The organism is Stenotrophomonas sp. TWI1409, from assembly GCF_039673015.1.
In the GTDB taxonomy this organism is placed as follows: Bacteria; Pseudomonadota; Gammaproteobacteria; order Xanthomonadales; family Xanthomonadaceae; genus Stenotrophomonas; species Stenotrophomonas maltophilia_A.
In genome coordinates, this window is record NZ_JBDJKU010000012.1 from 30531 (window position 1) to 55672 (window position 25142).

General features: G+C 66.8%; 21 protein-coding genes and 1 tRNA gene. 14 read left to right on the forward strand and 8 right to left on the reverse strand.

Annotation, left to right across the window (positions count from 1 at the left end; translation table 11 throughout):
- Positions 1–238: 238 nt before the first annotated feature.
- The 5 genes from ABE423_RS06110 to ABE423_RS06130 all read left to right on the forward strand — a co-directional run bounded on the left by ABE423_RS06110 (position 239) and on the right by ABE423_RS06130 (position 3897).
- Entirely contained in the window at positions 239–556 is a 318-nt protein-coding gene (locus ABE423_RS06110; protein WP_049400858.1) for a hypothetical protein, read from the forward strand.
- Positions 557–698: 142 nt separating this feature from the next.
- On the forward strand, positions 699–2039 hold the full coding sequence (locus ABE423_RS06115; RefSeq protein ID WP_346485365.1) for a chloride channel protein: 1341 nt from the start codon (positions 699–701) through the stop codon (positions 2037–2039).
- Positions 2040–2124: 85 nt separating this feature from the next.
- Positions 2125–2820, forward strand: coding sequence for a ComF family protein (locus ABE423_RS06120; protein WP_346485367.1), 696 nt, complete (start codon positions 2125–2127; stop codon positions 2818–2820).
- Positions 2821–2878: 58 nt separating this feature from the next.
- Positions 2879–3430: an HdeD family acid-resistance protein gene (locus ABE423_RS06125; protein ID WP_049461697.1), complete on the forward strand. Its 552-nt coding sequence runs from the start codon at positions 2879–2881 to the stop codon at positions 3428–3430.
- Entirely contained in the window at positions 3427–3897 is a 471-nt protein-coding gene (locus ABE423_RS06130; protein WP_346485369.1) for a hypothetical protein, read from the forward strand. The genes ABE423_RS06125 and ABE423_RS06130 overlap by 4 nt, the downstream gene beginning before the upstream one ends.
- Positions 3898–3948: 51 nt before the next feature.
- On the opposite strand, the gene ABE423_RS06135 is transcribed toward ABE423_RS06130, so the two are convergent.
- The 6 genes from ABE423_RS06135 to ABE423_RS06160 form a co-directional block, all read right to left on the reverse strand.
- Positions 3949–5751: an MFS transporter gene (locus ABE423_RS06135; protein WP_346485371.1), complete on the reverse strand. Its 1803-nt coding sequence runs from the start codon at positions 5749–5751 to the stop codon at positions 3949–3951.
- Positions 5752–5992: 241 nt separating this feature from the next.
- A complete protein-coding gene (gene nagA, locus ABE423_RS06140; protein WP_125895464.1) occupies positions 5993–7120 on the reverse strand; it encodes an N-acetylglucosamine-6-phosphate deacetylase in 1128 nt (375 codons plus the stop codon).
- Positions 7117–7893, reverse strand: a complete 777-nt coding sequence (locus ABE423_RS06145) for a DeoR family transcriptional regulator (protein ID WP_012512390.1) — start codon at positions 7891–7893, stop codon at positions 7117–7119. Before ABE423_RS06145 ends, nagA begins: the two co-directional genes overlap by 4 nt.
- A 33-nt stretch (positions 7894–7926) precedes the next feature.
- The gene (locus ABE423_RS06150) at positions 7927–9261 is read right to left on the reverse strand and encodes a D-tagatose-bisphosphate aldolase, class II, non-catalytic subunit (RefSeq protein WP_346485373.1); all 1335 of its coding nucleotides are present in this window, start codon (positions 9259–9261) and stop codon (positions 7927–7929) included.
- Positions 9262–9277: 16 nt separating this feature from the next.
- The gene (locus tag ABE423_RS06155; protein WP_336685712.1) at positions 9278–10216 is read right to left on the reverse strand and encodes an ROK family protein; all 939 of its coding nucleotides are present in this window, start codon (positions 10214–10216) and stop codon (positions 9278–9280) included.
- The gene (locus ABE423_RS06160; protein WP_346485375.1) at positions 10209–11363 is read right to left on the reverse strand and encodes an SIS domain-containing protein; all 1155 of its coding nucleotides are present in this window, start codon (positions 11361–11363) and stop codon (positions 10209–10211) included. The genes ABE423_RS06155 and ABE423_RS06160 overlap by 8 nt, the downstream gene beginning before the upstream one ends.
- A gap of 322 nt (positions 11364–11685) precedes the next feature.
- Here ABE423_RS06160 and ABE423_RS06165 point away from each other — a divergent pair, with 322 nt between their 5' ends.
- The 5 genes from ABE423_RS06165 to ABE423_RS06185 all read left to right on the forward strand — a co-directional run bounded on the left by ABE423_RS06165 (position 11686) and on the right by ABE423_RS06185 (position 20607).
- Entirely contained in the window at positions 11686–15045 is a 3360-nt protein-coding gene (locus tag ABE423_RS06165) for a TIM-barrel domain-containing protein (RefSeq protein ID WP_346485377.1), read from the forward strand.
- 133 nt (positions 15046–15178) lie between these two features.
- Positions 15179–18154, forward strand: coding sequence for a TonB-dependent receptor (locus ABE423_RS06170; protein ID WP_346485379.1), 2976 nt, complete (start codon positions 15179–15181; stop codon positions 18152–18154).
- 65 nt (positions 18155–18219) lie between these two features.
- Positions 18220–19575: a Gfo/Idh/MocA family oxidoreductase gene (locus ABE423_RS06175; RefSeq protein ID WP_125895458.1), complete on the forward strand. Its 1356-nt coding sequence runs from the start codon at positions 18220–18222 to the stop codon at positions 19573–19575.
- Between the two features lie 154 nt (positions 19576–19729).
- Complete coding sequence (locus ABE423_RS06180) at positions 19730–20149, forward strand: hypothetical protein (protein ID WP_125895560.1); 420 nt, start codon at positions 19730–19732, stop codon at positions 20147–20149.
- Positions 20146–20607, forward strand: a complete 462-nt coding sequence (locus ABE423_RS06185; protein ID WP_125895559.1) for an adhesin — start codon at positions 20146–20148, stop codon at positions 20605–20607. Before ABE423_RS06180 ends, ABE423_RS06185 begins: the two co-directional genes overlap by 4 nt.
- Before the next feature lie 51 nt (positions 20608–20658).
- On the opposite strand, the gene ABE423_RS06190 is transcribed toward ABE423_RS06185, so the two are convergent.
- A tRNA-Arg gene (locus ABE423_RS06190) sits at positions 20659–20735 on the reverse strand.
- Between the two features lie 149 nt (positions 20736–20884).
- Between ABE423_RS06190 and ubiA the strand changes: the two genes are divergently transcribed.
- From ubiA to ABE423_RS06205, 3 genes are all read left to right on the forward strand, one after another.
- A complete protein-coding gene (gene ubiA / locus ABE423_RS06195; RefSeq protein WP_111178112.1) occupies positions 20885–21778 on the forward strand; it encodes a 4-hydroxybenzoate octaprenyltransferase in 894 nt (297 codons plus the stop codon).
- Between the two features lie 166 nt (positions 21779–21944).
- On the forward strand, positions 21945–23369 hold the full coding sequence (locus ABE423_RS06200; protein ID WP_346485382.1) for a TIGR00366 family protein: 1425 nt from the start codon (positions 21945–21947) through the stop codon (positions 23367–23369).
- A gap of 272 nt (positions 23370–23641) precedes the next feature.
- Positions 23642–23803 (forward strand): hypothetical protein, encoded by a 162-nt coding sequence (locus ABE423_RS06205; RefSeq protein WP_010482135.1) that lies wholly within the window; start codon positions 23642–23644, stop codon positions 23801–23803.
- A 54-nt stretch (positions 23804–23857) separates the two neighbouring features.
- On the opposite strand, the gene ABE423_RS06210 is transcribed toward ABE423_RS06205, so the two are convergent.
- Positions 23858–24484 (reverse strand): YiiX/YebB-like N1pC/P60 family cysteine hydrolase, encoded by a 627-nt coding sequence (locus ABE423_RS06210; RefSeq protein ID WP_346485384.1) that lies wholly within the window; start codon positions 24482–24484, stop codon positions 23858–23860.
- A gap of 82 nt (positions 24485–24566) precedes the next feature.
- Here ABE423_RS06210 and ABE423_RS06215 point away from each other — a divergent pair, with 82 nt between their 5' ends.
- Positions 24567–25079: a hypothetical protein gene (locus tag ABE423_RS06215; protein ID WP_346485386.1), complete on the forward strand. Its 513-nt coding sequence runs from the start codon at positions 24567–24569 to the stop codon at positions 25077–25079.
- Positions 25080–25142 lie beyond the last annotated feature (63 nt).

Consider the following 25142-nt stretch of genomic DNA (forward strand, 5'->3'; position numbering starts at 1 on the left):
GACCTTGGGTACGAGTGGAGCGAGGGCGGCAGTGTGGGTGGGGGCGTTCAGGCTGTCAACTGCAATGTATTGAAAATTGTTTACGGTGCGGTGGTGGCCCGCTTCACCGACTAGCCGGTGACGCAACAACAGGCCGGCACGTGCTGCTGGGACACGCGTTGAAGCTGATCCGGAAAGAGGCGGTGCGCGGGGCCCTGGAGATACACTCAGGCGTGCATATTCAATCGGGCGCGTTGCAATGGACCCTCTCGACAGCTGGTTGCCCATCACCCGCGAAGAACTGGAAGCCCTGATCGCGCGGCAATTGCAGGACTGCTCACCGGGGCATCGAGCCATCTTCGAGTCTCTGCGTGTGCCATTGCGCGCAATGCCACTGCACAGGCTGCGTACCATCGAGTCGGTGTGGGTGGTCGCACATCTACCTGACGGGTTGCTGTACTACGAGGACGTCGAGGAAGGGTTCGAGGTGGGGGCGCCCGGCGAGGATGGTGTACTGCCGGACCGGGGTTGTTCCCAGCTTGCGCTGACCCACGTTCTCCATCGTTTGGCGATCTGAACATCGGGCGTGGCAGATCGTTGCATCTGTCCGGGTTTCGGGTGCGTTTCCGGCAGTACCAGTGCATTTCACCGCATCCTGCAAGGCCTTCAGCCACAGTGGCCGCTGCCCAACCAAAGCGCTGGCGCGCAGACTCTGCCCCATGACCGATCTCCATCACCTCCGCGGCCGCATCACTGCGCTGGTTCTCAGCGAGGCCTGGCGTCGCCGTGCCGCGCTCTGGGGCGGCGCTGTGGCCGTGGCGCTGGTGGCCATCCTGTTCGCCAAGGCCAGTGACGCGGCCTTCCATCTGTTCCAGTACATCACCTCGCACTCGCCGTGGTGGGCCCTGCTGCTTACGCCGGGCATCTTCGCGCTGCTGGCCTGGCTCACTTCCGGTGTGCTGAAACCCACGCGGGGCAGCGGTATTCCGCAGGTCATCGCTGCGTTGGACAAGCCCGATGAGCCGTTCCGGAAGGTCAATCTTTCGCCTGCGGTCTCGGCGGGCAAGCTGCTGCTGACCTCGTTGTCGCTGCTGGGCGGCGCGTCGGTCGGGCGCGAGGGCCCGACGGTGCATGTGGGCGCCAGCCTGATGTACCTGTTCGGCCGCTGGTTCGGCTTCAAGGACCCGCGCGAGCTCTCGCACTTCCTGCTGGCCGGTGGTGCGGCCGGCATTGCGGCGGCGTTCAACACACCGCTGGCGGGTATCGTCTTCGCCATCGAAGAGCTCAGCGGCCGCTTCGAACATCGTTTCTCAGGCACCTTGCTGACCGCGGTGATCGTCGGCGGCGTGGTATCGCTCGGACTGCTGGGCAATTACACCTACTTCGGCCATGTAAGCGCGCGGCTGCCGCTGGGCCAGGGCTGGCTGGCGATCCTGCTGTGCGGCGTGGTGGCGGGCTTGCTGGGAGGCCTGTTCGCGCGTGCGGTGCTGGCCAGTGCGGCGGGCCGCCCGCGCTGGCTGGGCCAGCTGCGCCAGCGGCATCCCGTCCTGCTGGCTGCAGGCTGCGGCCTGGTGGTGGTGACGCTGGCGTTGACGTTCGGCGAAGGCGCGTTCGGCACCGGCTACGAGCAGGCGCGCAGCCTGGTGCAGGGGCAGGCGATGGTGGGCCATGAATTCGGTCTGATGAAGCTGCTGGCGAATCTGGCGTCCTACGTGGCGGGCATCCCCGGCGGCCTGTTCTCGCCGGCGCTGGCGGTCGGTGCCGGACTGGGCCACAACCTGGCGGTCCTGATGCCGGGCGTGGACCCGCGTGCGTTCGTGCTGTTGGGCATGTGCGCCTATCTGACCGGCGTCACCCAGGCGCCACTGACCTCGGCGGTGGTCTCGCTGGAGCTGACCGACAGTGGTGATCTGCTGCTGCCGATCCTGGCCACGGTCCTGATCGCGCGCGGCGTGTCCGGGTTGGTGTGCCGCGTGCCGATCTATCGTGGTCTGGCGGAGGTGTTGATGATGCCCGCCGTGGCGCCGTCGGATGCCGGGGATCGCGAACGCGCGCCCTGAAGGGCGGCGCGGTAACAGATAGCGCTGACACCGCAGCACGCGGTCCGCTGATGGTGAAGCTGACGCAGCGATGGAAGGCTGGCGCATGCGCATCGACTTCCTGCACGCGGCAAGCACTGTCCCTCACGCGCTGCTCCGCGTTCTGCTGCCATTGCGTTGCCTGGTCTGCAACGACCCCGGCCACGATGGGCTGGATCTGTGCGCCGCGTGCTATGCGGAACTTCCGTGGTCGGGCCGCGCCTGCCTGCGCTGCGCACTGCCGCTGCCCGACAACGCCCTGATCGTCTGCGGCAGCTGCCGCGAGGAAGCGCCACCGCAGGCCGCCACGCATGCCAGCCTGCTGTACCTGCCGCCGGTGGACCAGCTGCTGGTGCGCTACAAGTTCCATCAGGATCTGGCGGCCGGGCGCCTGCTGGCGCAGTTGATGCAGCGCGCACCGCCGCCGTGGTGGCGTCCGCCGCTTGTGCCGGTGCCGCTGCACAATCGTCGATTGCGCCAGCGCGGCTACAACCAGGCCGCCGAACTGTGCCGCCTGCTGCCGATGCCGGTCTGGCAGGGGCTGTACCGGCGGCGGCATACCGCGCCGCAGTCTGAGCGTACGGCCGAACAGCGCAGGGAAAACCTGTTCGATGCGTTCGATGTACGTGGTCCGGTGCCGCCGCGACTGACCGTGGTGGACGATGTGATGACCACCGGCAGCACGGTGATGGAGGTTGCGGAGACGCTGCGGTGGGTGGGAGCGGACGAGGTGCGGGTATGGGTCTGCGCGCGGGCGCCGTGATCGCCCTCTTCATCACCAGGGGCTAGGATGAGCCCGGTTCCGGATCGAAGGAGTGGCCATGAATTCCCCCTTGTCTCCCTTGTTGTCGGCGGTTGGGCGCAGCTGGTGGATCCTCCTGCTGTATGGGCTGGTTGCGCTGGGCTTTGGCATCGTCGCCATCGGCTGGCCGCTGTCTGCAGCCATGGCATTGGCATGGACGCTGGGTGTGATGGCCATCGTTGAAGGTGTCATCAGCCTGTTCGCACTGGTCAGCGGCGGCAGCGGTGCCTCGCGTGGCTGGCTGGCGCTGTATGCCATCGCCTCGCTGGGTTTCGGCATCCTGGCGGTGATCAATCCGCTGGCCACCGCCAGCGTGCTGGTGCTGTTTCTGGCAGCGTGGCTGCTGGTGGCCGGCATCTATCGCATCGTGTTCGCGATCCGCGTGCGCAAGCAGATCCAGGGCGAGTGGCTGCTGATCCTCAGTGGCGTGCTGGCGGTGGTGCTGGGCGTCCTGTTCGCGGCCAACCCGTATGCGGGCGTGGCGGTGACCACGCTGTGGATCGGCATCGGCAGCCTGCTGTACGGGCTGTTGCAGGTGCTGGTGGCGTTCAAGCTGCGGAAGCTGAAGTGAGGGCTGCGCTTCCCCTATTGCTGGGCATGGTATTGAGCTTGGCCGGATGCATGCCGGGCGCCATGCCCGGTGCGTTGGCAGGCAAGAATCATGCACCACGCCCCGGCGTGGATGTGCGCCTGAGCGCGGTCGATGCAACCGGCAAGGGCACGCCCGTGCAGTGGCAGGGCGAGACCCTGGCGCTGCGCGAGCCGCCGATTGCCGGCAGCGCGGATATTGCCGATGTGCGCTATGTGCTGGATGAAGGCAAGCAGCCGGGCCTGCAGATCCGCTATCGGCCGGAGGCACATCAACGCATCCACGATGGCACCGCGGCCCTGGTGGGCCAGCGCGCGGCGCTCAGCGTGGATGGCCGCGTGCTGATGGTGGCGACGGTGCAGGGGCCGTTCGGCGAATCAATGATGCTGAGCGGGTTGTCCAGCGTTGCCGAAGCGCGGGAGCTGGCGAAGCACATCACTGGCGAATGACGGGCGCGCCATGAACCCGCGCTGCGCGCGGAGGTCGACCCAGGTCGACCGCTACCGGGCGAACCGTGCTTCGATTTCTTCCAGCGACTTGCCCTTGGTCTCGGGCAGCCAGAACGCGGCTACCAGGAAGAACACGAAGGTGCACGCCGCCCAGAACACGAACATGCTGGCGTAGCCGTAGTGGCCCACGGTGGGCAGGAAGATCGCGGCGATGGTGGTCGACACGAATTGGTTGATCAGCAGCGCGATGCTCATGCCATTGGAGCGGATGCGGTTCGGCATCAGCTCCGACAGCGCCAGCCACACGCATACGCCGGGGCCGACCGCGAAGAACGCGACGAACACCAGGATGCAGGCGGCCACTGCCCAGCCGTGTGCCGGTGGCGGCACCGGGCCGATGCGTGCCTGCTCGATGCGCAGCGGTGCCTGCGCGGCCTTGGCCGGATCGGCGAACGGGTTCAGGTGAAGTTTGCGGAAGAACGCGCCGATCACGCTGTCCGGCTGCACGGTGCCGGCACGCTCGATGCGCAGCTCGCGGTCGGTCAGGTTGTCGCTGCGCAGGGCGCGCACATTGGTGAAGTCGCCGTAGGCATACGACACGGTCAGCTGCAGCGGCCGGCCTTCGCTGTCGATGCCAGCGCCCAAGCGCTGCCACTGCGCATCATCCAGTACCAGCTGCAGGCCATCGCCGCTGACCGCCGCCTGCAGCTGCGGCTGCACGTCGGTGCGACCGCGTTCGGCCTGGAAGAAGAGGGTGGCGGCGGCCAGCAGGGCCACGCAGATGCCGCCACTGCCGAGCATCAGCAGGAACTTGCGGCCCTTGCGGTCGACCAGCAGCAGCGCGACCACGGTCATCACCGCATTGAGCAGCTTGATCGCCACATCGGCACCATTGGCCACCGAGCCGGACAGGCCCGCCTGGTTGAGAATGTTCACCGCGTAGGCCAGCACCGAGTTGATGCCGGTGGCCTGGGTGCAGGCCAGCACTACGCAGGCGAGCAGGAACGGCACCACGTAGCGGCGGCTGAGCAGCGGGTCGCGCTTGCCGCTGCCGCTGCTCGATTCCGGTGCCTGGATCTGTGCAAGCGTCGGCTCCACCTCCGAAGCGGGCAGCACGCGCTGCAGGCTGCGGCGCGCATCATCGATGCGGCCGCGACGCACCAGCCAGCGCGGCGATTCGGACAACCAGAAGATGCCGGCGCAGAACAGCAGGCCCGGCGCCAGGCAGGTCCAGAAGATGGTGCGCCAGGCGTGGTCCTTCACCGCAAACAGCTCCTGCGCCTGCTGCGCGACCGGCAGTGAGCGCACGGCTTCGGCGGCGGCATCCACGGCGTGCGCGTGGTAGAGGCCGATCAGGGCAGCCAGCACCAGGCCAACGGTCAGCAGCAGCTGGAACATGGCCGCGCCGCGCCCGCGTCGCTCGGGGCTGAGCACTTCGGCCAGGTACAGCGGAATCACCACGCCGATCAGGCCGCCACTGATGCCCTGCAGCAGCCGGCCGAGCAGCAGGGGCGTGTAGCCCGAGGCCAGTGCCATGATCGGGATTGAGGCGGTGAACAGCAGCCCGGCCAGCAGCATCGCACCGCGGCGGCCGATCAGGTCGGCAATCATGCCGGCGAACAGCGAGGACAACACACTGCCCAGCAGCACCGCAGCCACAACAAAACCGAGCTGCTGGCTGCTGAGTTGCCACGCGTGGCTGGCAGTCGCTTCAAGATAGGGCAGGGCGCCGGCGATGATGCCGATGTCGATGCCATACAGCAGGCCACCGAGGCCGCCGATGAAGAGCAGGTAGCGTACGGGCCAGCGCGGAGCGGTGGAAGCGGGTACGGCAGGTGCGGCGGCTGCGGTCATCGGCGTATTCCTGGAATAACGGGGATGGTGCGTGGCTGAGGCATTGCGCTTGCGCGCTTCATGTAGAGCCGAGCCATGCTCGGCTGCTTTCCGTTCCGATATTGAGGTTCTCCATGCCGCGCTTCGCGCGGTGAGCCGAGCATGGCTATGCCGATCGTCCTGATCGGCACCCTCCGGGCCGTCGCAAGCGACGTTGGCAATGGCTCCTGCCATTGCCTTCGGCTCTACAAAAACGCAGATATCAGGCGTTTGCGGCGTTCAAATCGACTACCCGCCCACCAACCACCACCTGCTGCAGGCGCAGTTCGGCGTCCAGCACCACCAGGTCGGCGCGGGCGTCGGGCGCGATGCGGCCGCGATCGTCCAGGCCCAGGTAGTCCGCCGGGAAGGTGGAAACACGTTGCGAGGCATCGGCCAGCTCCAGGCCCACTTGCACCAGGTTGCGCAGCGCCTGGTCCATGGTCAGTGCACTACCTGCCAGCGAACCGGTCGCCAGGCGCACGCAGCCGCCGCACTTGTGCACGCGCTGTTCGCCCAGCGCGTACTCGCCATCGGGCATGCCGGTGGCGGCGGTGGCGTCGGTCACCGCGTACAGGCGCGGGATCGCGCGCGCGGCCAGGCGGATCACGCCGGGGTGGATGTGCTGCAGGTCGGGAATGATCTCGGCGTACTGCGCATGTGCCAACGCCGCCGCTGCAATGCCCGGGCGATAGTGATCGACGCCGGTCATGCCGTTGAACAGGTGGGTGAAGCCGGAGGCACCGGCCTGCAGCGCGGCCACGCCTTCCTCGTAGGTACCGGCGCTGTGACCTAGCTGCACGCGGATGCCCATCGCCGAGAGCGCGGGAATCAGCGCGGTGTGCTCACCGATTTCCGGGGCCAGCGTCATCACCCGGATCGGAGCCAGCGCATGCAGCTGCTGCACCAGTGCCAGCGTCGCCTCGATCGTGCGGTTGGGCTGCGCACCCAGACGCTGCGGGCTGATGAACGGTCCTTCCAGATGCACACCGACGATGCTGGCGGCGTCTGCATCGGGTGCCGCCATGGTGGCGGCCACGCCCTGCAGCGCGTGCTCGATCTCGTCCAGCCCGGCGGTCATGGTGGTCGCCAGCAGCGTGGTGGTACCGAAGCGCAGATGGGTGCGGGCGATGGTGCGTGCCACGTCGCCGCCCTGCATCAGGTCCACGCCGGCCGCGCCATGCACATGCAGGTCGATGAAGCCGGGCAGGATCACCGGCAGCTGCAGGTCGTCAGCACCGCTGTGGTCATCCACCTGCAGCTGGCGCACCTGCGAATCGAAGTGGACGTGGCCGCGCCGCCAACCCAGCGGGGTGAGGATGCGGCCATGCAGAGTGCGGGTGTCGGTCATGCGGCGGGCTCGGCGATGATCACTTCGATGCCCAGCCGCTGCAGCCCCTCACGGGTTGCGTCGTCAATGCCGGCGTCGGTGATGATGGCGTGGATCTGATCCAGCAGGGCGATGCGGTGCAGGCTGACGCGGCCGAACTTGGAGGCGTCGGTCAGCACCACGATGCGGCGCGCACGCTCGACCATGCGGTGGTTGAGGCGGGCTTCGGCCTCGTCGTGGGTGGTCAGGCCGAACTGCAGGTCCAGGCCGTCCACACCCAGGAACAGGGTGTCGAAGCTGTACGAATTGAGGCTGGCCTCGGCCTGGCTGCCCTGCAGCGACAGCGACTGCTGGCGCAGCAGCCCACCGGTCAGCAGTACGGTGATGCCTGCGGCATTGGCCAGTTCCCAGGCGATATTCAGGCCGTTGGTCATCACCGTCACGTCGCGATGCGCGCGCAGGTGGCGGGCCAGGGTCATCGTGGTCGAGCCGGAGTCGATGATGATGTTGTCGCCGGGCTGCACCAGGCGCGCAGCGCGCGCACCGATCGATTCCTTCAGCGGCAGGTTCAGCGCGTCTTTCTCGTGGATGTCCTGTTCCTGCGGCGGCGTACGAACGAGCGTGGCGCCGCCATGGGTACGGTTGGCCAGGCCCTGCGACTCGAAGTGGGTCAGGTCGGCACGGATGGTCACCGCCGACACGCCGAAGCGCTCGACCAGATCGGCCACCTGCACCGAGCCATGCTCGATCAGCAGCTGCAGGATCTGTTGCCGGCGGGAGCGGGTGTTGCGCATGGCCATTCTCGGTTTCGCGGGAAAAGGTAGAGATTAGCCGTTCGCAGGAACGCCGGCAGCCGAGCCCGCATTCTGCGTGCGGGGGCCGGCCTGGTTGGCGCTGCAGGCGCGGGCGTATTCGCCCAGGCACAGGCCGATACGGTGCTGCACCAGGGCGGTGGGGGTGTTGGCCAGGCTGCCCTCGCGCACGGCGCGGTACTGCTCCGGCAGGTGCTGGCTGAGCAGTACCAGCGGCGGCACGTGCTGCTCCAGGTTGCCGAACAGTGTCTGCACCGCCTGCACCAGCGCCGGCTCGCCCCAGTAGTAGCGGCAGCGGTCGCTGAAGGAGTAACTGCGCAGCAGGCGCAGCGCCGCCTCATCGCCCTGGTAGTAGGACTGCCAGTATTTCGGCTGCGCCAGCATCACCTCGTCCAGCACCTGCGGCAGGCGCGAGCACTGCGCGGCCGGCAGCAGCTCGGCCTCGATCGCGGCCAGCGCGAACAGCGCCTCGCGATAGGCGAAAGTCGCCGCCGGTCCGACCTTCAGGATGGCGAAGTGATCGCGCACCAGTGCATGCAGGCCGCTTTCGCGCTGGTAGTCGGTGGAATGCGCTTCGAACACGATGCGCGGCTGCTGTTCGAGGAAGCCGGCCAGCGTGCTGGCGGCGGTCGCGTCGTACTCGTGCACGCTGCTGTGGTCGAAGTCCACGCCCGGCTGCACCACCATCGCGATCACGCGCTGCCACGCGTCGCGCAGCTGCGGCGTGTCGAACGCCTGCTGGTGGATGGCCAGGGTCTGTGCGGCGGCGGCCGGCGTGGTTACCTGCAGGCCTTCGGCCAGCGAGGCTTCGCCACCGGGAATCGGCACTTCGGTACCGATCACGTAGACCGGCGGCGGCAGGCCGTGCTCGGCGGCGGTACGTTCGGCGATCTCGGCCAGCTCGGCCGAACGCGCGGCGACGATGGCATCGGGCAGCGGCACCGGGTCATCGGCGCAGGACATGCTGCAGTCCAGGTGGATCTTGTGGAAGCCGGCGGCGACGTAGGCTTCGATCAGCACGCGCGCGTGGGTCATCGCTTCGGCGGCCGGGCGCTTCTGCCAGGCATTCGGGCCGAGGTGGTCACCGCCCAGGATCAGCCGTTCGCGCGGGAAGCCTTCCTCATCGGCCAGCGTGCCCACGTAATCGCGGTACTGCGGCGGGGTCATGCCGGTGTAGCCGCCGAACTGGTCGACCTGGTTGGAGGTGGCCTCGATCAGCAGCACGGTGCCGTGTGCCAGCGCCACGTGCATGGCCGCGCGCAGCACCTGCTCGTTGCTGCAGCAGACGCTGTACAGGCCGACGTTGGCACCGGCGCGGTGGGAGGCAAGCAGGGTCTGCAACGGGGACATGGTCAGGCTCCGGACATCAGGAAAACGAGGGTTGGCAGGCGAGCAGGGCAGCACCACGTGCGCCACCGGCATCGCCGAAGCGTGGCGGCACGATCGGTGGCACCTGCACACCCTTGAACAGATGGGCGGCGATGGCGGCGGGCAGGTGCTCGTACAGCGGCGCGTACTGCGAAAGGCCGCCGCCGAGCACGATCACGTGCGGGTCCAGCGCCAGCACCAGCGCCGCCAGGCTGTGGCCGAGCAGGTCGCGATGGATGTCCAGCGCCTTGCGCGCGCGCGCATCACCGGCGTCGGCCAGGGCGATCACCGCGCTGGCGTCGGCGGCGCTGCCACCGAGGTGACGCTCGATCATCGCCACGCCACTACCGGAGACATAACGCTCCACGCAGCCCTGCAGGCCGCAGGCGCAGTCGATCAGCGGCAGGCCGTGGCGCTGCAGCAGATGACCGGGCACGCTCCAGTGGCCCCATTCGCCGGCCAGCCCGTTGAAACCGGACAGCAGGCGGCCGTGCAGGCAGAAACCACCGCCCGCGCCTGTGCCGAGGATGGCGCCGAACATGCTGGGGTAGCCGTCAGCGGCACCGCCGTGTGCTTCCGACAGGGCAAAACACTGCAGGTCGTTGCCGAAATGCAGCGGCCGCTGCAGGCGCGCCTGCAGGTCGGCCGCCACGCTGTGGCCGGTCAACGCCGGCACGTTCGCGCTGAGCTGGCGGCCGCTGCGGCGGTCGCGCACGCCGGGCAGGGCGATGCCGATCGCCGCATCACTGCGGCCCAGCGCGGCATCGGCCTCGGCGACCAGGGTCACCACCGCCTGCAGGAAACCGTCGTAGTCGCCCTGCGGCGTGGCCACGCGGCGGCGCCAGGTGACCTGCATCGCCGCATCGCACGCCACCAGCTCGATCTTGGTGCCGCCGATGTCGATGCCGTAGCAGGCGTGGGCGATCAGCTCAGCCATGGTGGATGGTGACGCCCTTGACCACGCGGTTGACGGTGCCGTCCGGGAACGGATTGTCCGGAGTCAGGCCCAGCGCAGCCGAGCGCTGGAGCGCGAACAGCTGCGCAAAGCCCAGCCACACCGGCGCCAGCCACGGATCATCCAGTGCCGGTACGGTGAGGGTGTACTCGTCGTCCGCACCGATGTCCGAATGCGGGCCGATCGCCAGCACCTGGCCGGCCACGCCATCGCGGCGCAGTTCTTCCAGCAGGTCCTGTTCGTAGCGGCGCGCCAGCGGCTGCACGCTGCGCAGCACCACCACCAGGGTGTTGCCGTCCAGCGTCGACTTCGGGCCGTGGCGGAAGCCCAGCGGGGTGTTGGCCAGCGCCAGCACGCGGCCGGCGGTCAGTTCCAGCACCTTCAGCGCGCACTCGCGTGCCAGCGCTTCCAGCGGGCCGCTGCCGAGGTAGATGATGCGGTTGAACGGGCGCTGTGCCAGCGCGGCCACCGGTGCATCCCACTGCGCATGGCCTTCGCGGGCCAGCGCTGCGATCTGCTTCAGGCGCGCCACACGCGCATCCCACGGCGAACGATCGAACACGGTCAGTGCGGCCAGCAGCATGCAGGTCAGGCTGCTGGTCATGGCGAAGGCACGGTCGCAGCTGGCCGACGGCATCAGCAGGGTGCAGGTATCGGCACGGCCGGCGCCACGACGGGCCAGTTCGCCATCGGCATTGCAGGTGATGTCGAGGAAGCGCGCGTCATCCACGTCGCTGCGCACGCGGTCCACCGCCGCCACGCTTTCCGGGCTGGAGCCGCTGCGGCCGAACGAGACCAGCAGGGTCGGGCGGTCGCGCTGCAGGTACAGCGCCGGGTGGGTCAGCAGGCTGGTGGTGTGCACCACGCGCACATCGGCCTGCCATTGCGCGTTGATGGCATCGGCCACCATTTCGGCGATGAAGCCGGAGCTGCCGGCGCCGGTGAACAGCACGCGCTGGTTGGGATCGTTGAGGCTGTCGCCGAGGAAGGCCTGCAGGCGGTCGCGGGCACGCGACAGATCCTGTGCGAGGGCTTCCCACAGCGCAGGCTGCTGGGCGATTTCGGTAGCGGTATCGGCTCCGCCAAGGCGCTGCCAGGCGGACACATCGGAAAGCAGGGTGACGTCCATTCGGAGGTTCCAGTTGGGCCAGCGCACCATCTGTGTTTTCTTTCGAAATGTCAAATAGCGAAAGTAAAAAGAAAGAAAATGGCGTGGTGACTTTTCCCGCCCGGGAGTGCTTGGGAAAACGAAAGAACCGGCCGGATGCCGTATCGCACAATGCTTAACAGGCGCCTGCAAGCGCTTACACAAAGTATTGCGGCGCAACAACTTTCGTTTCAATGGAATATATCTTCCTTTTTACTTTCAATTTGTTGACATCTTTCGAATCGCTGCCCTAGAGTCGGCCCAATCGCTTTCGAAACGCCCGGTGAACGGGTTGGGAGTCCGCGTGGAAATCTGCGTTCGTCGCTCGCCGCTGATGCTGGCCCTGTTGCCGGCATTGATGCTGGCGTCCATGCCGGCCCGGGCCGAGCCCGTCGGCAACCTGCGTTCGGTCAGCGCCAGCGACAGCCGCGACGGCGTGCAGGGCTGGGACCTGCAGACCGACAAGGGCGCGCGCATCCGCATCGAGCTGCCGGCCACCGACATCATCCGCGTGCAGGCCGGCCGCAACGGCAAGCTCACCGGTGCAGGTGACAAGGCCGCACCGATCGTACTGCCGCAGCCCAAGGCGAACGTGCGGGCGCAGCTGGAAGAAGACGTGCAGGAAATCCGCGTGCGCACCGATGCACTGGTGCTGCATGTACAACGGCAGCCGCTGCGCCTGCGTCTGGAGCGCTTGGACAACGGCCAACCCACCGCCCTTTGGCAGGAGCTGCAGCCGCTGGACCTGGATGCCACGCAGAGCGTGCAGGTGTTGTCCTCGCAGGCCGATGAAGGCTATTACGGTGGCGGCCAGCAGAACGGCCGTTACCAGTTCAAGGGCCGCGAGCTGGAAGTGTCCTACTCCGGCGGCTGGGAAGAGGGCGACCGCCCCAGCCCGGCGCCGATGCTGCTGAGCAGCCGTGGCTGGGGCATGCTGCGCAATACCTGGAGTGATGGCAGCTACGATCTGCGCGAGGCCGACCAGGCCACGCTGCTGCACCGCGAAGACCGCTTCGATGCGTACTACTTCGTCGGCGCCGACCTGCCGAAACTGATCGAGCGCTACACCCAGCTGACCGGCCGCCCGAACATGGTGGCGCGCTGGGCGCTGTCCTACGGCGATGCCGATTGCTACAACGACGGCGACAACAGCAAGAAGCCCGGCACCGTGCCCGAAGGCTGGAGCGACGGCCCGACCGGCACCACCCCGGATGTGATCGACAGCGTGGCCAAGCAGTACCGCGCCCACGACATGCCCGGTGGCTGGATCCTGCCCAATGATGGTTACGGCTGCGGTTACAAGCAGTTGCCGGAAACGGTGAAGGGCTTGGCCAAGTACGGTTTCCGCACCGGTCTGTGGACGGAGAACGGCGTCGACAAGATCGCCTGGGAAGTGGGCAAGGCCGGCAGCCGCGTGCAGAAGCTGGACGTGGCCTGGACCGGCAAGGGCTACCAGTTCGCAATGGACGCCAACCGCCAGGCATTCAATGGCATCCTCGACAATTCCGATTCGCGCCCGTTCCTGTGGACGGTGATGGGCTGGGCCGGCATCCAGCGCTATGCGGTGGCATGGACCGGCGACCAGAGCAGCAGCTGGGACTACATCCGCTGGCACGTACCGACCCTGGTCGGTTCGGGCCTGTCCGGCATGGCCTACGCCAGCGGCGACGTCGATGCGATCTTCGGCGGCAGCGCCGAGACCTTCACCCGCGACCTGCAGTGGAAGGCCTTCACCCCGGTGCTGATGGGCATGAGCGGCTGGTCGTCGAACGCGCGCAAGCACCCGTGGTGGTACGACGAGCCCAACCGCAGCATCAACCGCGACTACCTGAAGTTGAAGATGCGCCTGACCCCGTACATGTACGGGCTGGTGCACGAGGCTGCGCAGACTGGCGCACCGCCGGTGCGTGGCCTGATGTGGGACAACCCGCGCGATCCGCATGCGCAGGATGAAACCTACAAGTACCAGTTCCTGCTCGGCCGCGACCTGCTGGTGGCGCCGGTGTATCGCAGCCAGGCCGCAAGCCGTGGCTGGCGCCGCGACATCCACCTGCCTGCCGGCGGCTGGATCGACTACTGGGATGGCCGCCGCGTGCAGGCCGCCGCCGATGGCCGCCAGCTCGACCGCCAGGTGGACCTGGCCACGCTGCCGGTGTTCGTGCGTGCCGGTGCGATCCTGCCGATGTACCCGTCGATGCTGTTCGATGGCGAGAAGCCTCTCGATGAAGTGACGTTCGACCTGTACCCGCAGGGCGAGTCGCAGTACACGCTGTACGAAGACGACGGCAACACCCGCCGCTACCAGCAGGGCGAATCGAGCACGCAGCAGATCCGCGTGCAGGCGCCGGCGCAGGGCAGCGGCCCGGTGCAGGTGCAGATTGATGCCGTGCAGGGCCAGTACAACGGCCAGCTGGCGCAGCGTCGTTATGGCCTGCGCGTGCTCAGCCGCCAGGCGCCGCGCGCGGTGCAGGCCGGTGGTCGCGCGCTGCCGGCGCTGGCCGATGCCGCTGCGTTCAACAACGCCAGTGAAGGCTGGTACTTCGATGCCAAGGAGCGTCGTGGCACGGTGCATGTGCGCACCGCCGCCCAGGACATCCGCCAGCCGCTGCAGTTGCAGCTGGACTTCGCGGTGGCTGCCGCGGCCGCCGACGATGCCTATCCGGCCGCGCCGGTGCTGGGCCGCGAACTGCCGGCCGACAGCCTGCTGGTGGTCAACCGCCCGGCCGAAGAACCCGGCCATGCGCTGGAAAATGCCTTCGATGATGATCCGGGCACCTGGTTCCGCAGCGTGCGCAACCAGGCCGTGCGCACCGGTGCGCACGAGTGGGTGATCGGCTTCGGCGAGCGCAGGATGATCGACGGCATCGACATCGCGCCGCGCAACGACAAGAACTGGAAGCACGGCCAGGTACGCGACTACGAGGTCCACCTCGGCGACAGCAATGGCGAGTGGGGCGAGCCGATCGCCCGCGGCCGCCTGCAGCTGAAGGAAGGCGTGCAGCGCATCGACTTCCCGGCCCACGCGGGTCGCCTGCTGCGTTTCCGCGTGCTGAGCGTGCAGAACCCCGAAGGCGACGGCGCCAGCAGCACCGACCCGATGGTGACCGCCGCACAGGGCACCGCCCGCGCCTTCGATGCATTGCAGCCGCGCGATGTCGGCCCGATCGCCTTGTCCACCTTCCACATTCTTGAACACCAGGAACCGGAGCGACCGGCCCGGCAGCGCTATCTCTCCGAGCTGCCGGTGCCGGCCGCGCTGGCCAGCCAGGTGCGCACCGACCAGTCGTTCCGTGGCGACGCCGGCATGCGCATGAACGGCCTGCAGTTCCGTCGTGGCCTGGGCGTCGGCGCCAACAGCCGCATCGACCTGCGTCTGCAGGGAGGCTGGCACCTGCTGCGCGCCGACCTCGGCATCGACGACGCCTGCCGCACTGCCGGTGGCCTGCAGTTCCAGGTCTGGGGTGACAACCGCCTGCTGTACGACAGCGGCCTGGTCAAGGCGCCCGGCGTGGTCAAGCCGGAGCTGGACATCCGTGGCCTTTCCACCCTGAGCCTGCGCACGCTGGGTGCGCAGGGCAGCCAACCCGCCCAGGTCTGTGCCAACTGGGCCAACGCCGTGCTGATCGGCCAGGAGGGCGACTCCGCCAGCATCGTCGCCCCATGACCCCTACGTAACACCGCTCCTCCCCCCGCCCATTCCGACTACGGCCCTCATGGCCGTGGCCCGGGAGCGTTTTGCCCGCCGAACGCCCACGCGCTCACTTTTTGCGCCGCACCCCTGCCAGGAGAGAACCCCGATGTTGCCCGCCCGCCACCACCGCCCCCCCTGTCGTTCGATCGCTCCGCTGACGCTGGCCATTGCCGGCGTGCTGTTGTCGGTCACCGTTCCTGCCTTCGCCCAGGAGAGCAAGGACAAGGCCACCGACCTGGCCCGCATCGAGGTCACCGGCTCCAACATCCGCCGCACCGACGTTGAAACCGCCTCGCCGGTGCAGGTGATCAGCAAGCAGGACATCCAGAACATGGGTGCGCGCACGCTGCTGCAGGTGCTGGACAATCTGCCGGCCGCACGCCCGGCGCAGCAGGATGCGCGTTCGCTGTTCACCGGCTCCGATGGTGCCTCGCAGGCCAACCTGCGTGGCCTCGGCGCACAGGGCACGCTGGTGCTGCTGAACGGCCGTCGCCTGTCGTACTACGGTGCGCCGGCAGGATTCCAGACCCAGTTCGTCAACATCGATGCGATTCCGGCTGCGGCCATCGAGCGCATGGAAGTGCTGACTGACGGCGCCTCGGCGGTGTACGGCACCGACGCGGTGGCCGGCGTGATCAACGTGATCACCAAGCGCAACTTCCAGGGCGCCGAGGTCAGCTTCACCAACGACACCTCCTCGCGCATCGACTCCTACGGCGAGCGCCAGGCCAGCATCACCGCCGGCTTCGGCGACCTGACCGAGAACCGCTTCAACATCTACGGCGCGGTGAACATGTACCGCCGCGACGCGATTCCGCTGAGCGACTTCTACGACAAGCGGCCTGACCAGTACTACGTCAACAAGCCGAACTATCTCAACGACCTGCGCCTGGGCGTGGGCAGCAAGCCGGGCGAGTTCAACCCGGGCAGCTACTTCGCCTTCGATCCGGTCACTGGCCGCCGCGTGCAGGAAGCTGCGCCGGGCTGCAAGAACGTGCTGACCAGTGAAGCGGCCGGTCCGCGTTGCGTCTGGGAAACCTGGATGAACAACGAGATCGATGCCGGCGCCAAGTCCGAGCGCAACACCGCCTACCTCAACGGCACCTTCCTGGTGGGTGACAGCACCGAGATCTTCGCCGAGGCGACCTACACCGACATCGACCTGCGCGCCAATGGCGGCACGCCGCGCACCTACGGCACCACCACCGGCAACCCGACCAGCTGGTTCTCGCGCAACACCGGCAACAACGTCAACCAGTTCCTGTACCCGTTCCTGGGCCCGAACAACGAGTACAACCACGCCAGCCCGCAGATGAAGGCGATGATGGGCGGTGTGGTCGGCCTGAACTACCTGCTGCAGGATGCCGGCGCCAACTACTTCGGCCAGCGTAACACCGACAAGAGCTACCGCGTGCTGGCCGGTGCACGCGGCAGCAGGGGTGACTGGAACTGGGAGACCGCGTTCGCCAGTGCGGGTACCCACTCCACCACCTATCAGACGATCAACGTCAACACCAAGGGCTTCGAGAAGGCCTTCGGTCCGTACACGATCGATCCGGGTACCGGCCGCGTGATCATCTCCGACCACCCGGCGTACAAGTTCGGCGAGATCAGTGAAGCCAACGCTGCCTTGATCCGTGAAGCGTTCCCGACCTTCGATATCCAGTCGTGGACCCGCCTGCACACCCTGGACGGCAAGATCGAAGGCCCGTTGTTCCAGCTGCCGGCTGGTGAGATGCGTGCCGCGTTCGGCTTCAATGCCAGCCGTGAGACCTTCTATACCCCGGGCAACGCCGATGCGGCCAACGGCCTGATCACCCAGCAGGGCGGCTCCTGGTTCGACGGCAAGCGCAACACCTACGCGCTGTTCGCCGAGACCGTGGCGCCTATCACCGACAAGCTGGAACTGGACGCGGCGGTACGCGTGGACAAGTACCCGAACTTCAGCGCCAACGTCGCGCCGAAGATCGGCTTCAAGTACCAGGCGTTCGATCAGCTGATGCTGCGCGGTACCTACTCGACCGGTTTCCGTGCACCGAGCCTGGCCGAATCCGGCAACGGCGGCGTGTTCGCGCAGCTCGGCGGCTACCGTGACGAGCTGCGCTGCAACGAGACCAACGCCATCGCCAACCTGCTGCTGAAGTCGCAGCGGCCGGGCGATGTCGATCTGGGCAAGACCATGCTGAACGTCGATTGCAGTCGCACCGTGGCACGCATGACCCAGCCGAACAAGGACCTGAAGCCGGAGAAGGCGAAGATCGCCACCCTCGGCTTCGTCTACGAGCCGGCAACCTGGCTGTCGGTGTCGGCCGACTACTGGTTCATCTACCGCGACAATGAAATCGTCGCGCCGGACTACCGCCGCATGGAAGACATCATCTCCTCGTCGCGTTCGCCGATCACCGACAGCGACCGGGCCAACCTGGCGCAGCTGGCGGCGATGTGTGCCGACCCGGCCAGCGGCGTGAACTGCCCGTCGGCACTGCCAGGCTATTCCGCCGGCAACGTGGCCAGCGTGGTGGGCCAGTACAAGAATCGTGGCAAGACCCTGATCGACGGCTTCGACATCGACGCGCGCAGCCGCTTCTCGCTGGGTGACTGGGGCAACCTGAACATCGGTCTGGCTGCCACCATCGCCAACCGAAACCGCTTCTACATGGACGAAGCGAGCGGCTGGTACTACGGCGACGTGGTGGGCTACTACAACAACCCGCGCCTGCGTGCCACGCTCAACGCCGACTGGACCTACAAGCAGGTCACCACCAGCATGTTCGTCAACTATGTGGGCGGCACCAAGTGGGCCACCGACCAGGTCGACGAAAAGAGCAACAACAAGGAAACCTGCACCGGCGGCTACCTGGCCCTGCAGAAGAGCAAGTGCGACGGTGCACCGTCGTGGTGGACCGCCAACATGAGCGTCACCTGGCGCCCGGATGATGCGTGGAATCTGAGCTTCACGGTCAAGAACCTGTTCAACCGCCTGCCGTTCTACGATCCGAACAGCTTCCTGGGTGACTCCAGTGACTACGCAACGATCTTCGGTCGTGGTTACAGTGTGACTGTCGGTTACCGGTTCAAGTAATTCCGTTTGCGTGACCTGGCGTGCCGGCTGCGGCCGGCACGCTGCCAAGAGGAGAGATGTTTGCCATGAAGCGTAGGGAATTCATCGCGGCCAGCGCCGCTGTCGCCGCCAGCAGCCTGTTGCCGCAGACCCCGGCATGGGCACGCGGGCGCAAGGTGCGCCTGGCCATGATCGGTACCGGCATGCGTGGCCTGGTGCTGCTGAAGGAACTGGTGCGCCGCGACGACGTCGAGGTGGTCGCCGTCTGCGATATCGAGCCGATCATGCTTGGCCGCGCCGTGGAGATGGTCAGCAAGGCCGGCAAGCCGGCACCGAAGACCTACGGCCAGGACCGCGACACCCATGCCTGGAAGCGCCTGCTGGAACAGAAGGGCATTGATGGCGTGATCATTGCCACGCCGTGGGAGTACCACGCGCCGATGGCGATTGCTGCGATGCAGGCCGGCGTGGCAGTGGGTTGTGAAGTAGTGGCCGGCATCACCCTGCAGGATCACTGGGACGTGCTGAAGACCCAGCTGAGCACCGGCACCCCGTACATGCTGCTGGAGAACGTCTGCTACCGCCGTGACGTGATGGCCGCGCTGCAGATGGTGCGCCAGGGCCTGTTCGGCGAGCTGGTGCACCTGCAGGCCGGCTACCAGCACGACCTGCGCGGCGTTAAGTTCAATTCCGGTGACCCGAACCAGCCCTACGACAGCGGCGTGGAGTTCGGTCCCAAGGGCTGGAGCGAAGCCCGCTGGCGCACCGAGCATTCGGTGGAGCGCAATGGTGAGCTCTACCCCAGCCACGGCATCGGCCCGTGCGCGATGTACACCGGCATCAACCGCGGTAATCGCTTCACCCACATCAACGCTTTCGCGACCAAGGCGCGTGGCCTGCACGAATACACCGTGGCCAAGAGTGGCGGCACCACCCACCCCAGCACCAAGGTGAAGTTCAAGCTGGGCGACATCGTGACCACCACGCTGGCCTGCGAGAACGGTGAGACCATCCTGCTGCAGCACGACACTTCGCTGCCGCGCCCGTACTCGATGGGCTTCCGCGTGCAGGGCACCAAGGGCCTGTGGATGGATGTGAACCATTCGATCCACATCGAAGGCCGCAGCCCGCCGCACCAGTGGGAAGAGTTCAAGAAGTACCAGGACGAGTACGAGCACCCGCTGTGGAAGCAGAATGCCGAGACCGCTGCCAGCGCCGGTCATGGGGGAATGGACTGGTTCGTCATCCACGCGTTTGTCGAGGCGCTGAAGGCCAAGGCACCGATGCCGATCGATATCTATGACGCGGTGACCTGGAGTGCGATCACGCCGCTCAGCGAGCAGTCGATCGCCAACAGCTTCCAGACGTTGGAGTTCCCGGACTTCACCGCTGGTGCGTGGAAGCAGCGTAAGCCGATTTTTGCGTTTGACGGCAAGTATTGATTCGCTCTTGTAGAGTCGAGCCATGCTCGACTGTTTCGAACACAACGCCGGGCCATGCCCGGCGTTGCTGTTTGCGGCGCCCCCTAACAGGCCCATGCTAGGCTCGGCTTCGTGCCCGGCAGTTGATGTCAATCGACAGAGAGGAGCTTGCCTGATGCGCCTGCTGACCTTCACCTGTCCACTTTGCGGCGCTGCCGGGCAGCGATTCCCGCTGCTTTCCGCATCGAGACGGCAGGCGAAGACGGCATGCAGGGGATGTGGCGTGATGCTGCGCTCGGATCCCCGCTTGGGCCTGCACACGCTCTACCTGCTGCATACGCAGATCATCGTGCTGCTGGCTGCATTGCCCATGATCTGGGCCTGTGCCTTGGGCCGATGGTTCTGGTTGGCTGTGATCTGGGCCGTGGTGCTGGCGTTGTGCTGGTTCCCCGGCGTAATCAGGCACGCACGAAGTCCGATCATGCGCGCCTGCCGCGATCCGGATTACAGCTACGCGCGCAGGCCGGGTGCTTCCACTACGCGCGCTGCTGCAAACGCTGGGCAGGGTAGCGACGTGCCAGGTGCCAGCCCATGATCCGGCCGATCATTGCCCTCCTGACCGCAAGCCTGGCCGCGTGTGCATCGCACCCAGCCGATGCCGTGCAGTGCCCCGAGGCCACGATCACCTACATCGGCAGTGAAACTGTGGATGCCGTGGTCCTTGGCAGGTTCCAGATCAGTACGGAGGGATCGCAGGCACTACGACTGCCACTGGCCAGCGTGGATCGGCAGGCGCATGCACACGCGGTATCGACCGATATCCGCGACGAACACGGTCTTGCCTGGCGTCCCTTCAGTGTTGTTCTGGAAGAGCTCAAGCCGCCGGCTGCGGACCTGATGGTTGCACGAGGTGAGATTGAAACCTTCCTGTACGACGGCAAGGGCGCCTTCCTGCCCGGTGCGGTGCAGAAAGGGCAGGAGCTTTCCATCGTCGTGCGCGATCTTCAAGGTTGCGCACATCGCTCGATGCCGTTCGCTCCTGAGCTGCGTTGACGTGGAAGCGCAAGCGAGAGGCCCGGAGTGACGGGTACGAGCAGGGGAAGATGGCGCGCCCGGAGGGATTCGAACCCCCGACCAATGGCTTCGGAAGCCACTACTCTATCCGGCTGAGCTACGGGCGCGTTGTAGAACCGCCGCGCCACCGACCAGTGCCGGGGCGGGCATCGCAGCGCCATGAGGCGGTGCGGGACCGGCATTCTATCCAGTTTCGCCGAACAAATCTCCCCCCACCGGCAAAGCCCTGCCGGAGGGGCAGGAGTATCCTATCGCCATGGCTGATACCCCCCTCATTTCGCCGCAGTCGCCGGCGACGCCGCGTTGGCGGCATTACTGGAGTCTGATGCGCGCTGATCGCCCGATCGGCACGCTGCTGCTGCTGTGGCCCACATGGTGGGCGTTGTGGCTGGCTGCGGGCGGCCTGCCGCCGCTGTGGACCCTGTTCGTGTTCACCGCCGGCGTGTGGCTGACCCGCTCGGCCGGTTGCGTCATCAACGACTATGCCGACCGCTGGCTGGATCCGCACGTGGAGCGAACCAAGGCGCGCCCGCTGGCCACCGGCGCAATCAGCGGCCGTGCCGCGCTGGCACTGTTCGCCGTGCTGATGCTGGTGGCGTTCGGCCTGGTGCTGACCCTGAACGGGCTGACCATCGGCCTCAGCTTCATCGGCGTGTTCCTGGCCGCCAGCTACCCGTACCTGAAGCGCTACACCCATCTGCCGCAGGTCTACCTGGGCATGTCGTTCGGCTGGGGCATCCCGATGGCGTTCGCCGCCGTGCAGGGCGAGGTGCCGATGCTGGGCTGGCTGCTGTATGCCGGCAACATCCTGTGGTCCACCGCCTACGACACCTGGTACGCCATGGTCGACCGCGAGGACGACCTGAAGATGGGCTCGCACTCCACCGCGATCCTGTTCGGTGATCTCGACCTGGTCATCCAGGGCGTGCTGTACGCGCTGTTCCTGGCCACCATGGCGCTGGTCGGCGTGCGCGGCGGGCTGGGTGGGTACTACCTGGCCGGCGTGGCGGTGGCCACCGTTCTGGTGGTGTACGAGTTCTGGATCTGCCGCAACCGCGAGCGCGGCCCGTGCTTCAAGGCGTTCCTGCACAACAACTGGGTGGGCGCCGCGCTGTTCGCCGGCATCGCCGTGGACCTGGCGCTGCGTTGAGCCCAGGGTGAGGTAGAGCCGGCCGCTGGCCGGCTGCACCCGTGTGCGATCCCGAGGTTGCCGGCCAGCGGCCGGCACTACCATTCCGCCACCTACGACCAATAGGTGGCTGACAGCCTGCACCTCACCGCCCAGAATCGATCCATCGAACCTGGGAGGGTAGGCGATGGCCTCGACGGCAGCAGTACAGGACGGCTGGATGGCGCGCGCTGCGCTGCGCTCGGCCGCCTGGGCGGAAAAGTGGTTCCCCGATGCGTACGTGTTTGCGGTGCTGGGCGTGGTCATCGTCGCGCTGGCGGCGATGGGCTTCGGCTCGACCCCGCAGGCCACCGCCAGCGCCTTCGGTGATGGCTTCTGGAGCCTGATTCCCTTCACCATGCAGATGGCCTTCGTGGTCATCGGTGGCTATGCCGTGGCCACTGCACCGGTGGTCGCACGCTTCATCGATTTCCTCGCCCGGGTGCCGCGCACCGGCCGTGGTGCGGTGGTGTACGTGGGCTTGGTCAGCATGCTCGCCTCACTGCTCAGCTGGGGTTTCTCGCTGGTGTTCGGCGGCCTGCTGGTGCGCGCGTTGGCGCGCCGTACCGAACTGCGCATGGACTACCGCGCGGCCGGTGCCTCGGCGTATCTCGGTCTGGGTGCGGTGTGGGCGATGGGGCTGAGTTCCTCGGCCGCGCAGCTGCAGGCCAACCCGGCCAGCATGCCGCCGGGACTGGTCGAGATCACCGGCGTCCTGCCGTTCACCGAAACCATCTTCCTGTGGCAGTCGATCGCGCTGACCTCGGTGCTGATCCTGGTTTCGCTGCTGATCGCCTGGCTGACCGCACCGGCTGCCGGCAGTGCGCGTACCGCTGAGGATTTCCCCGGCGCCGCGCAGGCCGAGCCGGAACCGCTGCAGCGCCGCACGCGCCCGGGTGAGTGGCTGGAATACAGCCCGCTGCTGACTGTGCTGCTCTCGTTGCTGGCGCTCGGTTGGCTGTTCAACGAGTTCGCCAACAAGCCGGTGGTCACCGCCATCGCCAACCTCAATACCTATAACTTCATGTTCATTTCGCTGGGCCTGCTGCTGCACTGGCGGCCGCGCAGCTTCCTCAACGCGGTGGCCAAGGCGGTGCCCAGCACCACCGGCGTGTTGATCCAGTTCCCGCTGTACGGTGGCATCGCGATGATCCTCACCCATGCTGCCGGCGGCGATGGGCAGACGTTGGCGCACCGCCTGTCGAGCCTGTTCGTACACGTGGCCAGCACCGATACCTTCGCACTGGTGATGGGCGTCTATTCGGCGGTGCTGGGCTTCTTCGTGCCCTCCGGCGGTGGCAAGTGGATCATCGAGGCGCCGTACGTGATGCAGGCCGCCAACGAACTGAAGGCACACCTGGGCTGGGCGGTGCAGGTCTACAACGCGGCCGAAGCGCTGCCGAACCTGATCAACCCGTTCTGGATGCTGCCGCTGCTGGGCGTGCTGGGCCTGAAGGCACGCGACATCGTGGGCTTCACCTTCATCCAGCTGCTGGTGCACATTCCGTTGGTGCTGGGCCTGCTGTGGCTGCTGGGCATGACCCTGGCGTATGTGCCACCGGTGATGCCCTGAAAGCAGGGTTGGCTTCCCTGCGTGCGTTGGGAAGCCAACCTTGTTCAGCGCGTGTTTCCGGCGGCGAACGCCATGAATGCGTGCAGGCTGACGATGGCATGAGCACATGCCGAACCCGCATGAATCCTTCAGCCGCTTGTGCCACAAGGGCTTCTGCGCGTTCATTCACAGGCGTACACACAGATGTAGCCGCCCACCCACGCGTGATTAACCATTCGCTGCAGACGATGGCCACGTCCACCGCATTCCGCGAGTGGCTTTGGAGATCGGACATGGCACAGCAGAACCAGAACCCGAACCAGAAACAGCAGGGCCAGCAGAACCAGCAGGATCAGCAGCAGGGCCGTGGCCGCGACCAGCAGCAGCAACAGCAGCAGGAACAGCAGAAGCGCAACCAGAACCAGCAGCAGGGCGGACACGACGAAGAAGAATGACCGCGTTGCATGTGCAACGTGACCGGCGAAGCCCCGCCCCGTGCGGGGCTTTGCTTATTCCAGCATGCCGATGCGCTGCAACACCGGCGCCGCCGACATGTCGTTCGGATTGGTGCCGGGCTGATCCTGCGGCACCTCCATGCCCATGCCGCGGTACAGATCAATCCAGTGCTGGGCGATCTCCCCGGTCTGCGGGTTACGGAAATTCATCGGCTGCAATGCGAACACGTGGTGCGCACGGAAGGCGCGTTCGATGAAGTCCGAGCAGTAGTAGCTGTCCTCGTTCAACACATACGACGTGTTGTACGGCTTGCCCAGCATCGTGCGCGCGGTGGCGACCGCATCCTTGATCGCTGCCTGCTGCGGCACGCGCAGGCGATAGACCACGATCTGCCGCTGCTTGGCGCGCGCTTCCTGGCGGAATTCGACCAGCGATTGCCGGCGCGATCCTTTCTCGTCTGCATGCAATACCTCCCAGCCCTTCGGCGCGGAAGCGACCAGCGCGACGTGATCGAAGCTGGGCGCGCCCTGCTTGCCGGTGGCATCGTCGATGGCCGCACTGAGACCGCTGCGGCCGGCAGTGACGAACAGCAGGTCGCCTTCGTGGACATCGACGGCCCTCGCCACCGCCGGCCACAGGGCGGGCAGCAGCAGGCCGATCAGGAGCAGGAGGCGATGCATGAGCATTCTCGGACAGGCGGAATGCCTGAATTGTAGGGTGCGCGGTAGCATGGAGCGACCGGACCGGATTCAGGATGAGCCCATGTGTCGATACCGTTCTGCCGCAGTGCTGATGCTCGCCTGCGCCGTGGTGCTGGTTGCCTGCGCGCCAGTGCCGCAGGCACCGCAGACCGCGACCGAAGCCTCACCTGCCGCAGCGGCGCTGGCGACCACCCCCGCCGAGCCCACAGCTGTGGCTGCACGCGGTGACTGCCCCTACCCGGAATTCGATACGTTCCTGAAGCATTTCGGCAACGAGATCGCGTTGCAGGAAAAAGCCACCGCCGATCCGCTGCTGGACAGCTACATCGATGCCGAGGCCGAGCCGGAACCGCGCAAGGTGGAAAGCCGGCTGGCGCTGGCCGATGTCGAGTGGCCGGTGATGCCTGATCCCGCCGCACTGGCCGGGCAGGGCCGCGAAATGCAGGTCAGCCTCCTGGCCGATGGACAGCGGCAGGTGCAGATCCGTACGCCGGACAGCAGCGACCAGCAGACCTATACCTTTGCGCAGGCGCCGTGCTGGACGCTGGTCAAGCGTGAGGATGAGTCGATCTGATGGCTGATCCGGCACAGGCGCGGCGGGCCAGCGGCTGCTAGGCTCGATCCCTGGTCCAGGCAG

Excerpts from the sequence above, each read along its gene's own strand:
- ABE423_RS06205 (WP_010482135.1), top strand. The coding sequence starts at position 23,642 with ATGGCACAGCAGAACCAGAACCCGAACCAGAAACAGCAGGGCCAGCAG.
- ABE423_RS06110 (WP_049400858.1), top strand. The coding sequence starts at position 239 with ATGGACCCTCTCGACAGCTGGTTGCCCATCACCCGCGAAGAACTGGAA.
- ABE423_RS06170 (WP_346485379.1), top strand. The coding sequence starts at position 15,179 with ATGTTGCCCGCCCGCCACCACCGCCCCCCCTGTCGTTCGATCGCTCCG.
- ABE423_RS06120 (WP_346485367.1), top strand. The coding sequence starts at position 2,125 with ATGCGCATCGACTTCCTGCACGCGGCAAGCACTGTCCCTCACGCGCTG.
- ABE423_RS06210 (WP_346485384.1), bottom strand. The coding sequence starts at position 24,484 with ATGCATCGCCTCCTGCTCCTGATCGGCCTGCTGCTGCCCGCCCTGTGG.
- ABE423_RS06155 (WP_336685712.1), bottom strand. The coding sequence starts at position 10,216 with ATGGCTGAGCTGATCGCCCACGCCTGCTACGGCATCGACATCGGCGGC.
- ABE423_RS06115 (WP_346485365.1), top strand. The coding sequence starts at position 699 with ATGACCGATCTCCATCACCTCCGCGGCCGCATCACTGCGCTGGTTCTC.
- ABE423_RS06135 (WP_346485371.1), bottom strand. The coding sequence starts at position 5,751 with ATGACCGCAGCCGCCGCACCTGCCGTACCCGCTTCCACCGCTCCGCGC.
- nagA (WP_125895464.1), bottom strand. The coding sequence starts at position 7,120 with ATGACCGACACCCGCACTCTGCATGGCCGCATCCTCACCCCGCTGGGT.
- ubiA (WP_111178112.1), top strand. The coding sequence starts at position 20,885 with ATGGCTGATACCCCCCTCATTTCGCCGCAGTCGCCGGCGACGCCGCGT.
- ABE423_RS06185 (WP_125895559.1), top strand. The coding sequence starts at position 20,146 with ATGATCCGGCCGATCATTGCCCTCCTGACCGCAAGCCTGGCCGCGTGT.
- ABE423_RS06145 (WP_012512390.1), bottom strand. The coding sequence starts at position 7,893 with ATGCGCAACACCCGCTCCCGCCGGCAACAGATCCTGCAGCTGCTGATC.
- ABE423_RS06215 (WP_346485386.1), top strand. The coding sequence starts at position 24,567 with ATGTGTCGATACCGTTCTGCCGCAGTGCTGATGCTCGCCTGCGCCGTG.
- ABE423_RS06175 (WP_125895458.1), top strand. The coding sequence starts at position 18,220 with ATGAAGCGTAGGGAATTCATCGCGGCCAGCGCCGCTGTCGCCGCCAGC.
- ABE423_RS06150 (WP_346485373.1), bottom strand. The coding sequence starts at position 9,261 with ATGTCCCCGTTGCAGACCCTGCTTGCCTCCCACCGCGCCGGTGCCAAC.
- ABE423_RS06125 (WP_049461697.1), top strand. The coding sequence starts at position 2,879 with ATGAATTCCCCCTTGTCTCCCTTGTTGTCGGCGGTTGGGCGCAGCTGG.
- ABE423_RS06180 (WP_125895560.1), top strand. The coding sequence starts at position 19,730 with ATGCGCCTGCTGACCTTCACCTGTCCACTTTGCGGCGCTGCCGGGCAG.
- ABE423_RS06160 (WP_346485375.1), bottom strand. The coding sequence starts at position 11,363 with ATGGACGTCACCCTGCTTTCCGATGTGTCCGCCTGGCAGCGCCTTGGC.
- ABE423_RS06200 (WP_346485382.1), top strand. The coding sequence starts at position 21,945 with ATGGCCTCGACGGCAGCAGTACAGGACGGCTGGATGGCGCGCGCTGCG.